The sequence below is a fragment of the Alkalibacter mobilis genome (assembly GCF_015594845.1).
Lineage (GTDB): Bacteria > Bacillota > Clostridia > Eubacteriales > Alkalibacteraceae > Alkalibacter > Alkalibacter mobilis.
This window is the reverse complement of the sequence record NZ_JADNRK010000007.1, coordinates 1-16,239: the sequence shown is the minus strand read 5'-3', so window position 1 is coordinate 16,239 and position 16,239 is coordinate 1. Positions and strand designations below refer to the sequence as shown.

The 16,239-nt window shown below is 38.8% G+C and carries 12 protein-coding genes and 1 tRNA gene; 1 reads left to right on the top strand and 12 read right to left on the bottom strand.

Annotated features, from left to right (window positions below; all coding sequences use genetic code 11):
* Position 1: 1 nt before the first annotated feature.
* The 9 genes from IWB18_RS05455 to IWB18_RS05415 form a co-directional block, all read right to left on the bottom strand.
* Positions 2-640 carry a TetR/AcrR family transcriptional regulator gene (locus IWB18_RS05455; protein WP_195682604.1) on the bottom strand — a complete coding sequence of 213 codons (639 nt, stop codon included), beginning with the start codon at positions 638-640 and terminating at the stop codon, positions 2-4.
* Positions 637-4,338, bottom strand: coding sequence for an efflux RND transporter permease subunit (locus tag IWB18_RS05450; protein WP_195682603.1), 3,702 nt, complete (start codon positions 4,336-4,338; stop codon positions 637-639). The genes IWB18_RS05455 and IWB18_RS05450 overlap by 4 nt, the downstream gene beginning before the upstream one ends.
* A 131-nt stretch (positions 4,339-4,469) precedes the next feature.
* A tRNA-Met gene (locus IWB18_RS05445) sits at positions 4,470-4,545 on the bottom strand.
* Positions 4,546-4,598: 53 nt separating this feature from the next.
* Positions 4,599-5,762, bottom strand: coding sequence for a cation diffusion facilitator family transporter (locus IWB18_RS05440; RefSeq protein WP_195682602.1), 1,164 nt, complete (start codon positions 5,760-5,762; stop codon positions 4,599-4,601).
* Positions 5,752-8,325 carry a penicillin-binding transpeptidase domain-containing protein gene (locus IWB18_RS05435; protein ID WP_195682601.1) on the bottom strand — a complete coding sequence of 858 codons (2,574 nt, stop codon included), beginning with the start codon at positions 8,323-8,325 and terminating at the stop codon, positions 5,752-5,754. The genes IWB18_RS05440 and IWB18_RS05435 overlap by 11 nt, the downstream gene beginning before the upstream one ends.
* A gap of 19 nt (positions 8,326-8,344) precedes the next feature.
* Positions 8,345-8,848 (bottom strand): rod shape-determining protein MreD, encoded by a 504-nt coding sequence (gene mreD, locus IWB18_RS05430; RefSeq protein WP_195682600.1) that lies wholly within the window; start codon positions 8,846-8,848, stop codon positions 8,345-8,347.
* Positions 8,849-8,859: 11 nt separating this feature from the next.
* Positions 8,860-9,666: a rod shape-determining protein MreC gene (gene mreC / locus IWB18_RS05425; RefSeq protein ID WP_195682599.1), complete on the bottom strand. Its 807-nt coding sequence runs from the start codon at positions 9,664-9,666 to the stop codon at positions 8,860-8,862.
* A gap of 20 nt (positions 9,667-9,686) precedes the next feature.
* Complete coding sequence (gene mreB, locus IWB18_RS05420; RefSeq protein ID WP_269747908.1) at positions 9,687-10,697, bottom strand: rod shape-determining protein; 1,011 nt, start codon at positions 10,695-10,697, stop codon at positions 9,687-9,689.
* Between the two features lie 304 nt (positions 10,698-11,001).
* Complete coding sequence (locus IWB18_RS05415) at positions 11,002-12,327, bottom strand: MmgE/PrpD family protein (protein WP_225877774.1); 1,326 nt, start codon at positions 12,325-12,327, stop codon at positions 11,002-11,004.
* A gap of 110 nt (positions 12,328-12,437) precedes the next feature.
* Here IWB18_RS05415 and IWB18_RS05410 point away from each other — a divergent pair, with 110 nt between their 5' ends.
* A complete protein-coding gene (locus IWB18_RS05410) occupies positions 12,438-13,079 on the top strand; it encodes a TetR/AcrR family transcriptional regulator (protein ID WP_195682596.1) in 642 nt (213 codons plus the stop codon).
* Positions 13,080-13,197: 118 nt separating this feature from the next.
* On the opposite strand, the gene IWB18_RS05405 is transcribed toward IWB18_RS05410, so the two are convergent.
* The 3 genes from IWB18_RS05405 to IWB18_RS05395 are packed head-to-tail and all read right to left on the bottom strand — an operon-like array spanning position 13,198 to position 16,103.
* Positions 13,198-14,010 (bottom strand): methyltetrahydrofolate cobalamin methyltransferase, encoded by an 813-nt coding sequence (locus IWB18_RS05405; protein WP_195681694.1) that lies wholly within the window; start codon positions 14,008-14,010, stop codon positions 13,198-13,200.
* Between the two features lie 33 nt (positions 14,011-14,043).
* Positions 14,044-14,679 (bottom strand): cobalamin B12-binding domain-containing protein, encoded by a 636-nt coding sequence (locus IWB18_RS05400; RefSeq protein WP_408626599.1) that lies wholly within the window; start codon positions 14,677-14,679, stop codon positions 14,044-14,046.
* Positions 14,680-14,708: 29 nt separating this feature from the next.
* The gene (locus IWB18_RS05395; protein ID WP_195682594.1) at positions 14,709-16,103 is read right to left on the bottom strand and encodes a trimethylamine methyltransferase family protein; all 1,395 of its coding nucleotides are present in this window, start codon (positions 16,101-16,103) and stop codon (positions 14,709-14,711) included.
* Positions 16,104-16,239: the final 136 nt, after the last annotated feature.

Sequence of the window (16,239 nt, the reverse complement as noted above, 5' to 3'; positions counted from 1 at the left end):
GTTATCTATCCTCGCTTTCTTTCAACGACCTGACAACCATTTTATATATGTCGCTTTTTATATCGCCATTCTTGATCATTATATCAAAATTTCTTTCAAAGAGCAGGTAGTGTCCGTAAGAAAACAAGGCATTCTTGATCACCATTCTCTTGTAAAAAACACTGTCTGTTTTCAGCATGTATTTTTCTCTTTCTCCCGCCTCTACTATCAAATCGATTATTTCTTCCACAGCTTTTAATTCAGTAAAACAATTGTCTTCATGGTGAATATTTTTCGGAAAAAATTCCTTGAACCAGTTTCCATTGGACATCAAATTAAAGGCTGAAAACTTGTTTTTAAGATTTTCCGAAACACTTGACATGGCTATCTCGAGCCTGTCTACAAACGTCTCAGCTTCAATTAACTTTCTTTTTACCGAATTCATTTCTGTGTGTATGCAAAAAACGATGCTGTTGTATAGCACTTCTTCCTTGGATTTGAAGTACTCATAGACGGTCCCCTTCCCGACACCGGCCAGTTCCGCAATCTCGCTGACCTTTACGCTGTATGGATTGGTACCCTGACTCAAGATCTTGACTGTGCTTTCAAGAATTGCCTTTTCCTTTTCCGAATACTCTCTATTTTTTGTTTTTGATATCATATCTTAGTCTCCTGATTCTTTACCTTGCTTTTTTTGTTGAAAATGTCGTACATGACAGGAACTACATACAAAGTAAGTAACGTGGCATAAGTCAATCCTCCGATAGCTGTTATCGCCAGTGGTTGAAGCATTTCGGCTCCCATGCCCATTCCAATGGACAATGTGGAAAGTCCCAGTATTGTTGTGATAGCAGTCATTAGTATGGGTCTTATCCTTACCTTTCCGGTTTCAATCAACGCCTCTGTCCTGGTAAAACCCTTATCCATTAACTGATTTGTGTAGTCCACAAACACTATACCGTTATTAACCACCACTCCACTCAAGACCAAAAATCCCAGCATGGATATGACGCTGATCTCGCTACCAGTGAGAAACAATGCCAGAAATCCTCCTGTAAATGCCAAAGGTATGGTAAACATTACAATAAGTGGAGAAAGCAAGGATTGGAACTGAGCCACCATGATCAAATACACAAAAATTATTGCCAGGGAAATCATTTTAATCAAATCCCCCAAAGTTTCATTTATGGTTTCAGTCTCTCCGGCAATTTTTACATCGTAACCCTCAGGAACTTCATAATCATTCAATTTTTCTTCAAACTCTCTACTCACCAGGCCTATGTTGTGATCGGGACCCACTTCACCGGTAACTGATACGTATCTTTCCTGAGCATCTCTGCTTATGGACGAAAGCCCCTGAGTTTCCTCGATGATGGATATGTCCCCCAAAAGAATGATCTCTTTCTCTCCGTCTATTTCCACTTGTATCTCCAGGTTCTCAATGTTTTCTCTGGTGATAGTCTCGCTTTTGTCATCGACTACGATTACCGGGTAATCCTTGTTCTCTATATTTAAAGAAGTGGATCTCTGTCCTTCTGATATACTTTTGCTCACGGCTGCAAAAACCTGGGCTACGGTCAGGCCCTTTTCCATGGCATTTTCCTTATCGACTGCCACTCTGATTTCCATGGCATTTTCTTCAAATCCGGTTTCAACACTGATCATTCCCTCTGTCTCTTCCAAAAGCTTCTCGATGTCTAAAGAAATTTCTTTTAAAGTGTCAATTTCTCTGCCTTTTATTATTACTTCCATGCCATTGCCTGCGATGGCGCCCAAATTCATATTTGAAGTTGATACGCTTATCTCAACGTTCAGATCCTCGGTGTTTTTCATTATATCAGCTGAAATCTGGTTGTTGGATCTTGTTTTATTTTCATCCAGTAATATATATAAGGACATGCTGTTGGCCGATCCACCCATTCCCATCATTCCTCCGCTTCCGGAAGAAAAAGCTCCAATTGTTTCAATCCCTTCGATGCCGGCGATCCTATCCACTACCTCATCAGAAATTTGAGATCGTTCTTCAAAAGTGAGATCCTTGTCCATCTCTAAAGTCACAGACATTTCTGTTCCATCCATTTCCGGTATGAAAGCAGTTCCCATGGAAGCTGCTGCATATACGCTAACACCCAACATTCCCAATACCAGAATTATAACCAAAGCCTTCTTTTTCAACGCTCCCTTTAAAGTCTTTGCATATACATCGACAAATTTTTTGAAAAATTTATGATCTTTTTCCTGGAGATTTTTAAAAATACCGGAAGACATGACCGGGACCAAAGTCAAGGCTATGATCAAACTGGCAATCAAAGAATATCCAATTGTCAGTCCCATATCGGTAAATATTTGCCTTGAAATCCCTTGAGTGAATACAACTGGCAAAAATACAGCTGTTGTTGTCAGGGTTGAGGCCGTTAAGGCACCGGAAACCTGTTTGGCTCCTTCAATCGAGGCCTTGAATGAAGACATCCCTTCGTTTTTTAGCCTGTAGACATTTTCAATTACTACAACTGAATTGTCAACAAGCATGCCGACCCCCAAAGCCAGTCCTCCTAAAGATATTATGTTTATTGTCACCCCGGTAAAGTACATCATGGCTATTGCAAAAACCAAGCTTATCGGGATAGATAATGCAACTATTATCGTAGGTTTTATATCCCTTAAAAAAACAAGCAAAACTATTATCGCCAGCAAACTACCGTATAAAAGATTGTTTAAAACAGAATCAATTACAATATCGATATATATTCCCTGATCCATCAGAGGTGTTATCGTTGTGTTTTCACGTGATTCTTCAACCTCATTGATCCTGTCTCTTATCGCAGATGCTACAATTGCCGTAGAGTAATTGCTCTGCTTTTGAAAAGTCAGGATGACGGCATCTTTTCCGTTGACTTTGGCATATAGCTCTCCTGAATTGTCCACATATTCCACTTTTGCCACATCTTGCAAATAAATTTTACCGATATCATCTGTTTTAGTGTCAAAAAGCAGCAAGCTTTTCATTTCTTCCACATCTGTTATGTCATCACCGATTTTCACAAGATAATCACCTGTCTCACCGGATACATATCCTGCAGGCATTGAGAAATTCTGCGCCGTCAAAATACCAGAAATCATGTCTACAGTGATCATTGAACCCAGATCCGAACTTTCGAAGGCTTTTTCCTTGGAGTCTTCCAATTCTTCGAGCCCCGATTCTATCTGCTTCAATCCTTCCTCCAATTGCGATTTGGCATCGTTTATTTCAACATTCATAGTAATTCTACCTTGAGTAAGCTGATCCTGTTGAGCGTCTATTTCCTCTTTTCCGGCGTTCAAGGCTGTCAACTGTCCTTCTATTTCTTCAAGTCCCAGATTCAGTTGCAGCAAAGTGTTTTCCAGTTCTGTTTTTCGTGTTTGAGTCTCCTCAAGAGTATTGCGCAACAATTCCAAGGATCCAAGCTGTTCCTCAGTAGGAGATTCTACCGCTTCCAACTGAGAAATTTGTTCCAATATTTCAATTTCCGCCAAGTTCGCTCCATCTAAAAGAAGTTGAGACTGGCTTATTTGCGTACTTAATTGAGCTTTTGCCGATATCAAGGCATTTTCGCCTTCTTCAAGCTCGTTTTTCGCATCGTTAATTGCAGTTTGTCCTTGATTCAACTGAGAAAGTTGTTTTTCATATTCCGAATTCAACGCTGTCAATGCTGATTCCATTTCTTTCTTTGCCTTGATCATGTCATCTTCCGCACTGGATAATTCCCTGTCTATATTGCTCAACAGGCTTTTATTTATTTCATCTATGTTTTCCTGAAGAATTTTTACTTGGATTTTTTCCTCCACCAAACCTGTTCCTTCTACCGATGCAACGCCCTCTATGCTTTCAAGTTCGGGAATAAGTGTGTCACTGGTAAATCTGGAAACTTCAGAAATATCCATGCCCTCCACGTCCACTGCTGCTATCATAATTGGAAGCATATCCGGATTCATCTTGACAACTGTCGGCGAACCCACCTCATCACTCCAATTTCCCTTTATGAGGTCGAGATTCCCGTTGACTTCTATCATTACAGAATCCATATTCGCTCCACCGTTGAATTCCAGAATAATCATGGATGAATTTTCGTTGGATACCGAACTGACATTTTTTATATTTGTCGTTGTGGCCAGTACTTGTTCCAAAGGCCGTGTAACTATCGTTTCAACTTCTTCAGGACTGGCTCCAGGGTAAGGAGTCAAAACCACGACATACGGCAATTCCAAGCTTGGTAAAAGGTCTGTTTGCAGATTCATAAAAGATATGGTTCCCAACAATAATATTAATACAACTGCTACAAATACAGTATATGGTTTTTTAACGCTGAATTTAGATAACATGTTTACCCTCCTGATTTCGACTGACCGGTCGGTCAGTTTTATATTATGACACATGATATCTCATGTCAAGTTAAAGTTGATATACAAAAACACAATAAAAAAACCTTCCTGAAAGGAAGGTTGCAATATCTTGGTTGCGGGGACAGGATTCGAACCTGCGACCTCCGGGTTATGAGCCCGACGAGCTTCCAGCTGCTCCACCCCGCGTTAATATATTAAGTGTAACACATAATCCTGCACAATGCAAATTTTACTTATAATTAAATATACCGCTTTTCTTTTCTTATATTGAGAAGAAAATCGTAATCGTACTTACTTTTCAGATAAAGATTGATACTGGTGCGCATATTTTCAATGCTTCCTTCGAATTTTTCAGGAAACACCAAATCAAAAATTACTACATTTTCATCCTCCAAAATCCTAAAATCATGAATGTCGACTTCTTGGCCGTATCCTAAAAGATATTTCTCCAATCCATCCTTGATTGTGGCACTGGTAGCACACTCTTTCTCTACAGGATCTATATGGACCACCAATGATATGCCCATATCGTTGTATATGTTTCTTTCTATCTGATCCACTATTTCATGTGCCACTACAAGACTGTAGTCGGCAGATATTTCCACATGGGCACTAACCATTTTTGAGACAGGACCATAATCATGAACTATTATGTCATGAAGACTGATCACCCCATCATAACTCTGTATATAATCATAAATTTTTTCAATCAGACCATCATCGGGTTGTACCCCTATGAGAGTATTCATGGATTCTCCGATAAACTGGAATCCATTATAAATTATGAAACATGCTACAAGCAAGCCTATATATCCATCAATGTTCAAACCTGTCAAGCCAAATGCTGCAAAGGAAATCAACACTGTTCCGGTTGCCAAAACATCATTTCTGCTGTCAACTGACGCCGCTTCCAAAGCGTGGGAATCGATTTTTACAGACAACCTTTTGTAAAAAAACGACAGCCAAATTTTCACCAACACGGTAAGTGAAATTATAGAAATATTGATAAAATTTGTTTTTAAATCTACCGGATGAAGGATTCTTTCAAAAGAACTCTTGAACAATTCGTATCCTAGCAGAAGAATAATGAAAGATACTGAAAAAGAAGAAATGTATTCTGTTCTACCGTGACCAAAAGGGTGTTCCCTGTCTGCAGGTTTTGCAGACATTTTAAAACCCACCAGTGTAACGATATTGGTCCCTACATCGGATAAATTGTTCACGCTGTCCGCTAAAAGTGATATGCTACCGGACAAGAGGCCTAAAGTCAATTTCACGATAAATAGAACTATGTTGCATAATATTCCGACGACACTGCCGGCTATTCCGTAACTTTCCCTTGTTTTTACCCAGTCCATATCCTTTTTTTCGATTTTTTTCTCTATGTATTTTTCAATCAACAAGGGACTCACCCTCCATTTGTTCATCTATTTGTTCATCAATTTGTTCTTCAGAAAGCTCGTTATCTTCTTCAAGTTTTTCCAAAGCTTCCTTTTCCAGTCTTTCTTCATAGGTCATGTTGTCATAGAAATATGTATCCAGAACCTTTCTGGCGACCGGAACCGTATTCGAACTTGTTTTCCCCTGTATGATCAAGACAACAATTGCTATCTCAGGTTCTTCATAAGGAGCAAACCCTACAAACCATGCAGTATTGTCAACTGTTTTTGAACCATACTGAGCGGTTCCAGTCTTGCCTCCAACACCTATTCCAGAATGATCAAATCCTGCAAATGCAGATCTGGCAGTACCATTTGTAGTTACCAATTTCATACCCTGTTTGACAGCATCCAGATTTTTATCATTTATTTCTATGGTTTCCAATACCTTTGGAGTCTTTTCATATACAATTTCTCCGCTGTTGTCTACCACACTGTCTACCAAATACGTTTCCATCCTGTTTCCGCCATTCACAAGTGTTGCGATGTAATTTGCCAATTGAATAGGCGTGAAAGAATTTCCACCTTGGCCTATCGATGCATTTATTGTGTCGGAAACAACCCATCTGCCCGCCAGCAAATACTCGGTGATCCTATGTAAATACTTCGTTTCCTTAATATTATATTTTTCCAGTACTTCCGCTGATTTTCGATAAACATCTCCGTAAGAAGAATATTCCTCATCCACTTCTTCAAATAGTTCCTTGGCAATGGCATATGATTTGTATACCAGCTGCTCATTCCCTTCACTATTGATTATAGTTGCAGTTCCTTCTATACCAATGGTATTTCGTATATAATCGGATGTGGAATACGTCCATATTTGTTTTTTGTCGGCTTTAGTAGCAAGGTATCCTGATGATTCGGCTATTTCCAGACCGGTTTTCTTACCCAATCCAAAAGAAGCGGCGTAGTACTCTATTTTGTCAACACCCAGTCTATAGCCCGTCTCATAAAAGTACACGTTACAGGAATCTCTTATAGCTTCGACCACATTTTCACTTCCATGAACGGAAAGACAGCTGAATTGTGTGAAAATAGGGTGCACTCCCCTGCAATAAATCGTGCTGGTAGTTGTTATTTTACCTTCTTCCAGACCTGCTATGGCCATCATTGGCTTGAACGTCGATCCAGGTTGAAGCGCCGTCAAAGTAGCATTATTATATAATGGCTTTGGATAGAGTGGGTCATCAACCATTATATTCAGTTTCTGCCAATCTTCGGTACTGATTCCGGTTGCAAAAAGATTGGGGTCGTAGTCCGGATAACTCGCCAAAGCGAGAACTCCGCCAGTTTTCACATCGATCGCGACTACGGCACCAGAACTGGCCTGGGGTGCTCTGTTGTTTTCTCTGATGGCTTTTATTTGATCTACCAAGGCTGCTTCAGCAGTTTTCTGCAAATCGTAGTCTATTGTCGTAATGACATCAGATCCCGGTATGGGATCGATGGATTCTTCTATGCCGCTATTCTGGGGCCGTCCCAAATAATCTGTTATGGCAAGGCTAATACCGTCTTCTCCCTTTAGATATTCTTCGTAAGAATACTCAATTCCCGATATTCCCTTCATATCATTTAACTTATACCCATTTTCAACATCTGCTTCGCCCACTTTACCAATATAACCGATCACATGGGAAGCTAAATTGGCATAGGGATAATCCCTGATAGGTTTTGCTGTTACACTGACTCCCGGCAAGTTATGTATGTTCTCATCGATTTGGAGAACCGTCTTTAAATCTATGTCTCTTGTTATCTCCACTGGTTCCCAGGATCTAAAACCCTGGTTTTTTAGCATCTGTCTGAAAACCATGATTTTTCTAGCATCTTCATTGGTATAACTTTCATCGATCCCAAAACTTGATCTGAGTTTTTCAAAAGATTCAGCAGCAGTAAAATCGTACTCTTCCTCCTTAAAGCCATAAGATTTTTTCCACGACTTTTCCTGAGAGGAAAATCTAAATATTAAATCTTCATCCTGATTTATTATTGGAAGACTTTTATCCAGATGCACTTTCTCGATTGCTTCCAGAGCAACCGTGTCATTGACCTCTGCTTTTACGTTATATCGTTCTCTCAAAACCTGCAATGTTTCATGAGCATTTGCATCTACCGGTATATCATTTTCAATTTTCCAGTTTTTTTCGTCTATTTCGTATGTAAAAACAAACCTTCCTTCTTCAATTACAATGGGAAATTCATCCGCAAATTTTTCTTCATTGCTTTCCAGAATGTCAAATAAAGTTAGAAACACGTTGTTCCTGACTTCTTCATCCATGCTTGCATATGTAAGGTTCACGGAATAACCTATTCTGTTTTTTGCCACCACGTAACCGTCATCAGTAAGGATGTTTCCTCTTGGTGCAGATTCACTGATTTTTTGAAGCATTTTATTGTCCGCTACCTTACTGTAATAATCTCCCTCAACAATTTGCAGTTGTGCCAGTCTGAACAAAAAAAGGGTCATTACAAGCAGCAGTACGCCATAAATAAATGGAAATCTTATTTTTTTTTCATTTACGATCATTCAATCACCTTGACCCAAGTCAAATTCTTGTTTTATCCAGCAGATATCCCCGTTTTCTCAGCATGTTAAACAAAGTATATACAATTAAAGTTCCAACCAAGTTGACCGCCAAGTAAACAGGTCCTCTTGCAGCCACAAATTCGCTAAATGCGATTCCTTTACCCAATAGATAGTTTATCAAAAACAGCAATAAGTTGGATACCAGTATCCCTACAGGAAACAGTATCAAGGGTGCGACCAGACTTTCCTTGAACATGCTTTTGCCTATCCAGCTTATTATTATCACTACAACAAAGTAAAGCAAGGAATAGACACCAAAAACTATGCCAAAAAACACATCCTTAAGTATCCCTATGATCAACCCGTATTTCCATGATTCCTCTTTTTCAAAATATATCCCTATGACTATCAGGGTAACCAAAACAAAGTCGGGGGAGTGTCCATTGATGTTGAAAAATTGAAAAAAAGTGGCCTGTAAAACCAATTCCATTATTAAAACCAAAGTTATTCCTATTGTTCTCAAGCCATCACCCGCTATTTTATAATGAGCACATTTTTAATCATTTCCATGTCAACTGCCGGAAGGATTTTGATGTGTTTTTCCAATTTTCCCTGGGGAGTTTCAACTTCCAATGCCTCTCCAATAACCAGGTCTTTTTTAAAACTCCCTGTTAGTCCCGATGTTATAAATATGTCTCCCGGAATTATGTCGGCATCCATATCCATAAATCCTTTGATCGTGTAATCTTCGTCTCCAGTCAGCCTTATATATTCGCCTGTCCTGACACAAATGCCGTTGAACATGCTGTTGCGATCGGTGACGGCAATCACCTTTGATGTGAACATGGATGTTTCTACTATCCTGCCTACCAGGCCTTCTTTAATGACAACACTCATATTATTTTGAACTCCGTCATTACTTCCTCTGTTTAGTACAAAAACATTAAAACCATAATCCGGATCTATTGAAACTACTGAAGCTGTGATATATTCGTATTGAAAATTTTCTTCCTTAAACTCCAGCAAGCTTTTCAACTCCAGGTTTTCATTTTTCATTCGTTCATAATCGGTCAGCCTGTTTTTATAATCACTGTTGAGTTCTTTAAGATTTTCATTTTCATCTCTTAATTCACTCAGATCAGTCACAAAGGAATAGAACTCTCTAACGTAACTTGACCCATTGTAAAATAAACCGCTTACTGTTCCGAAACCGGCACTTGCCAAACCTTCAGGCAAAGTAGTGTCTTCGCGTCCATTGGCGGTTATGCCCATTCCTGTTATCAGCATTCCCAATACCAGGGCGGCAATTATGAAGAACTTGTTTTTTTCAAAAAATTTCAATTGCAAACCCTCCTAATGAATCAGGCTTGAGAAAAAATAATATTCATGTATCCTTGCTCCAAAACCATTTCCGTTCCTTTTGCCACACAATCCAAAGGGTCATTGGCAACATAACACTCCACTCCGGTTTCTTGAGAAATCAACTCATCCAATCCGGATAAAAATGCTCCACCGCCAGTCAAGGCAATTCCACCGTTCAATATGTCAGACAAAAGTTCCGGTGGTGTCTTTTCCAAGACGCTCTTTACTTTATCTATGATGCTGAAAATGGTAGGTCTGATAGCCTCATAAACTTGCCTTTCATCTAAAACTACCGTCTTTGGAAGCCCTGAAACCAAATCTCTCCCCTTTATTTCCATGGTATTGTCCTCATTTATACCGCTTGCAGAAGCTATGCTGATTTTTATCATTTCAGCGGTTCTATCTCCAATCATGAGATTGTGCTTGTTCTTAATGTATTGTATGATCGCTTCATCAAAGTCATCTCCGCCTATCCTGACGGAATTTGACACTACCATTCCTCCCAGACTTATGACGGCTATGTCTGTCGTTCCACCACCTATATCCACAACCATGCTACCGGTGGGTTCATTTACCGGAAGTCCTGCTCCTATGGCGGTAGCCAAAGCTTCCTCTATGAGTCCCACTTCTTTTGCTCCAGACATTTGGGCTGCCTCGATCACAGCTTTTCTTTCAACTTCAGTTATGTCGGAAGGTATGCCAATCAAAACTCTGGGCTTTGACAAATTAAAACCCTTCATGGCCTTTCCCATAAAATACTTCAACATTTTTTGTGTTATATTAAAATCTGCTATGACGCCTTCCTTCAAAGGCCTGACTGCAACTATATTCCCAGGTGTTTTTCCTATCATTCGCTTGGCTTCTATCCCTACTGCAATGACCTCTTTCTTGTTCTTGTCAATAGCAACTACTGAAGGCTCTCTGATTATTATTCCTTTTCCTTTAACTGCAACCAGCGTATTAGCTGTTCCTAGATCTATGCCTATATACGATTTACTAAAAATTCCCAAAACTATTTCTCCTCTCGATCTAACAAAACTCAACATCATTTTAAAATACGAATATTTATTATAACTTAAAACACATGGGTTTGTAACTGTTTTTTTCTTGCTAGTACAGTATATCAATATTCAGATTTTATAACAATATGACTTGGGGCGTAAACAAAATTAATGACATTTATTCTATTTCATTTGTTTGATAAAATAAAACCTATATTCTGATAATATCCAGAAATAGGCCTCTAAATTTTCTTATTCGTTTTTAAATTGCTTTTCTCATCTATTTTCAATATTTTCGAGCGATTAACAATTTTTACACTGCATTTCTCAAATTTATGATCAACTGCACAATTTCATCTATTTTTATATCTGTATGTGGATTCTTCAAGACTTCCAGAATTGCGTCTTGATTTCTTGGAGAGTAAACAGATTTGGTCAGTTTTTTAAATTTTGAAATAATATCCTCAATCGTGATGTTGTCACTCGGTTCACCGATGGGTTGACACAATCCAGAATTATATTTTGAATCATCTTTTAAAATTATTTCCACCTCGCACAAACGCTTTGCTGGAAATGCCTCTTCAAACTCATCTTTTACAACAAAATTCATCTTGTCCATTAATTCCAAAACATCAAGATCATGTATCTTGTCATCTAAAACTTGTTCCGGTCCCACTTCTCCATGAACTATTGCAGCTGCAATTGGATAAGAAACATTGTACTGCGCTTCTTCAGTATCAACAGGTTTGCCCTTGTACAAGGCTTCTGCAGCTTTGAAGGTTAAAATGTTTACTTCTTTGATATTTTTATAATCGATATGATTCTTTTCCATCAGTTCAATACTTCCGACTATGGGTGCGTGAGCCCATCGACAACATGTGAAAAATTTGAAATATAAATCTAAAAACTGGTATTCTTCTCCTAAACTATCAACTAACTCAGCATATTTTTTTTCATGTAGAATATATCTTCTTGCTGTTGTTCCCTCTTGTGCCATTATAATTGCCGCTGCACCAATCATACTGCCCCCATAAACTCCATCTTTACCCATTGCAGGGGTTTGGACGGACCTCATTACGGGCGTTAAAGGTGCATTGAAATCAGCTATCCCAAGTGCTTCTCTGATTTCATCTTCTGACATGCCCAATATCCTGCCCATTCCGGCAGCTGTGCCAAAAGCTGCCCACGATCCTGAACCATGATAATAACCGTAATGGTCTTGGACTGCTATCCCATGTCGTATTGACGTTTCGTAACCTATCACCAGTGCTGTTAAAAATTCTTTATATCCCAACTTTTTGTATTCGCCTGCCGCAAGAATGCCTGCAAATATTCCGCATCCAGGATGACCTTTTACCATGCTGTACCCATCATCTATATCCAATGCATTTGCCACCATGCCATTGGCCAAGGCCGCCCCGGTAATGCTGGTTTTTTCTCCTGTCACAAGCAAAGTAGCTTCATCACCTGAAAATAATCTTTTAGCACTATTTGTCATTATTAAGGATGAAGAAGTTTTGTATCCTACTGATACTGCTCCTATGAGATCGATCATACATTTTATCGCTTGTTTTTGTACATCTTCTGATAAATTTTCCCACTTTTCACTCATAATATATTTTTCGATGTTTTTATACATTTTGAACACCACTTTCTTTAAATCGAATTTAATTTAAATATTTTATACTGTATAATATGTTTCCAATGTCTTAATTATGTTATAATTGATATTATCTATGGAGGTACACTATGGCATATAAAAAAAGCAAAGAAACTAGAGATAAAATTCTCACCGTAGCAAAAAAACTTTTTGCTACTCAAGGATTTACGAAAACCTCAGTACGCCAAATTTGCAAAGAGGCAGATATCAATCATTCCTTGATTTATTATTACTTTGAAAATGGAAAATACGGTATCGGTCATTATCTTGTAAACGAACATATCCGGAGGAGTCTTCGAGCAATATCAACATTTTATCCTTATAAAAGCAATTACTTTCTTTTTAACCTATTATTGATTCGATTTATATTCCGAGAAATAAAGCAAGATCCCATAGATCTCGAATGCTATATCGCTACGTGGGATGAAGAAAACATTTACCGTCCATTTTTTGTGGAAACATATTCTATCGCTAAAGAATTAAATCTGGATGTAGATAACAAAATGGTAAGGACAGCTGTTTTAATGAGCGATTATGTCTGGCGTGGCCTGTATGCTGCAAAGAATAAAGGCGACATCGATCTATCAGATAAAGAAATCAGAGATTTGACGGATTGTACCCGTTGGACAAATTTAGGATTAGATAAAGCGATCCTTATGGCTGAAATAGAAAAAGCTGAAAAAATTCTTGCTGAAATTCCCATTCAGAATGTTCGTCTAATCAATCAATGATTCTAATTATCAGGCTGGTATGCTTAAAAGCATACCAGCCTGGATCATTTTATATAATTTCTAGATTCAATGCACTGGATTTCACCATGTTTAACTTCGCACTACAATATGAAAGGTTTTAAATTCTTTCTTTTCTAACAGCCGCATTGTACTTTCTTGTGTGCTTGTCTCTTCCAAGCAATGCTTCAGTTGCAAATATGGAACCCATTATCTCCTTGTTTAGAGGATCCATTATGGCAGAATCCATGCCTTCATAAATTGCCAGGGTCATGAAATTCTGATTGATGATTTTTCTCTTTGGCATCCCGAAAGATATGTTGCTTAGTCCTGAGGTGAATTTTACTGTGGGATAAATGGCCTTTACCTGCTTCATGGACTCTACAAAGTTCAGCAAGGAATTGTTGTCTGTTGAAAGCGCCATTACCAATGGATCTATGTGTATCTTGTCTGGGGTGATACCAAATGTTGCGGCTTTCTCAATGATCTTCTTTGAAATCTCCACTCTGGTCTCAACGTCTCTTGGAGTTCCGTTCTCGCTGTCGCAAGTAAGGGCTATTACCTCCCACTCTGTTCCCTCAACCAAGGGGAAGAGCACGTCGCACTTGTCCTGGTCTGATCCTTCGATCTTCTCCAAGTTGACAGAATTTATTAGTCCCGGTTTCTTGATGAAAGGAAGTACTTCTTTCAAGAAAAACGGATCCGGACTGTCGATGCAGATGGGAGTGTCCACTGCATCTTGTACTATGTCTATAAGCCATTTAAGGGTCTCAACTTCCACATCAGGTGCAGTTGAAGCGCATACGTCTATGAAGTCCGCTCCCGCTTCCGCTTGTTTTATTGCTCTGTCTCTTATGAAATCAGCGTCCTTTTCCTGAATGGCCTTCTTGACCGCTGGAATTGCTCCGTTGATTTTTTCTCCTATTATGATCAATGTAATACCTCCAAACTTCTATTCATAAAACTATTATGCAGACCAGCCTTGGATGATTTTTACCCCTTCAGCTGCGTTTGTAGTAAATGCGTCTGCACCTATGTGGTCACAAGCTTCTTTAGTTACAGGGTTTCCGCCGATAATTATCTTGACGTCATCTCTAAGTCCTGCTTCCTTGATTTCTTCTACTGTATCCTTCATGGATTCTAAAGCTAGAGTAAGAACTCCGCTCATTCCGACGATTTGTGCATTTGTTTCTTTGACCTTGTCTATGAAAGCCTGGGCAGGAGTATCAATACCTAGATCGTATACTTCAAATCCTGCAGCTTCAGCCATACTCTTGAAAATGTTCTTTCCTATGTCGTGAAGATCTCCATGTACTGTAGCGATAACCATGCTGCCTACTTTTTTTGCTTCTCCTGAACCAAGTACCGGCTTTAGGATATCTATGGCTTCAGTCAAAAGTTCTCCTGCAAAGATCAGATCTCCTACGAAGTATTCTCCTGATTCAAACAAATCACCAACAAGAGCCATTCCCTTTTGACACGCCGCGACCGCTTTATTAGCTTCTTCTTCGCTTGGGTTTGTAGCAACAAATTCTTTTAAAAGCTCCAACGCCTTTTCATCTTCCAGTTCTCCTACTGCCTGTGTCAGCATTTCAAAATTCATTGATTTCATCCTCTCAATATTTTATTATTTTATTTGAATTCTGCCGGAATAAACTTATCCAACAATTTTTCTTGCTCTGGAGAGTTAATAGGATCAATGCAATTCTCTAATCTTTCAAGATAGATCTTATGTGCATTTTCCTCTACTGTAGGTGATCCACTTTCAATCCAGTTATTGGTGTTGCTATTATTGAAAGTAGGATTGAGGTAAATGTCTTTTCGGTAATATTTTGATGTTCTTCGATTAATAAAGTTCCCACCTGCTCCAACTTTTTCAATATCTTTCATCAAGAAGCTATCCTCATCAACTGTTAAATCACTTATTTGATTTTTTATGCCCTTTATCAAATACTCATCCAAAATAAACTTTTCTGTGCCCACAGCATTGATCGTGTCCAAAATACCCGCACCCATGATAAAGAAGTCACTACCTGAGACAAGCGATGCAAATAAATTTGAGTAAGTTTCTGCACCTGCCTGATAATCTACCTGCTTAGCATCATTTACACTACCTCCAGAACGACTTGGAAGACCATAAAAGTCTGCGATCGCTTTTGTTAAATAAATCGACTTGGCGGTCGCCAAATTTCCATACGCCTTAGTGATCTGAGTTAAATTCGAACTACTTCCTTGACAACCATATATTATAGGATTCCCTGGATTTATTAGCTGAATCAAAACTATGCCTGCCAATGTTGCAGCATTATTTATAGCAAATGAACCCAACAAGCTAGAAGGTGTAGACAAACCAAGAATTCCACCTGCAGTCAACAATATTCCTTGATTTTCTTTTGCGTACTCCATCAGAGATTCGATCATGTCAGTCGCATACCTTAGTGGATCTATGGCATTGACAAGTCCGAGCAAAACAACTCTGTCGTCGACACCGTAAAACTCCTTGGCCATTTTGATCGCGTCTCTTGAAGATTCTGCACCTGCTGTCATGCCCATTACCGGCTTGGTATGATACTTCAAAGTAGTAGCCATTCGATAGTTGCCTCGTATATCAGAAGGAACTTCCCAGGGTTCCAATATGTATGGTGTTCCGCCATCGATCACGTCACTCGATTCATGAAGTCGATGAAAATTCTTATAGTCATTTATATCTGGTTTTCTCATAACATCATTTTCAATCACATAATTCGGACCATATGAAGGGAAAACCAGACTTTCACCACCGCCGACTGTAACAGAGTTGCCACGGCCATACCAATCAAATTTACTTTTACAAGATTTTAAAGCGTCATCAAGCATTTTTCTGGAAACAAATACTTTCTCTCCATCAACTTTAGCACCGTTTCGTTTGAAAATTTCACATGCTTCCTTACTCTGCATAATGACACCGATATTTTCTAAAATATACACAGATTTTTCGTGAATCATTTCAATGCTTTCTTGATCAGCGAATGTAACTTTAATTTTCATAACGACACCCCTCGTATTATAAGAGTATAGCTAATAATCACAGCTATATTCTTATTTATTTTTGTTAAAGAATATCCTAATGCTACAATAACCATATAGGTTGTTAGCGAAGGTTTGAGCTTACGCTCCTTGCAAA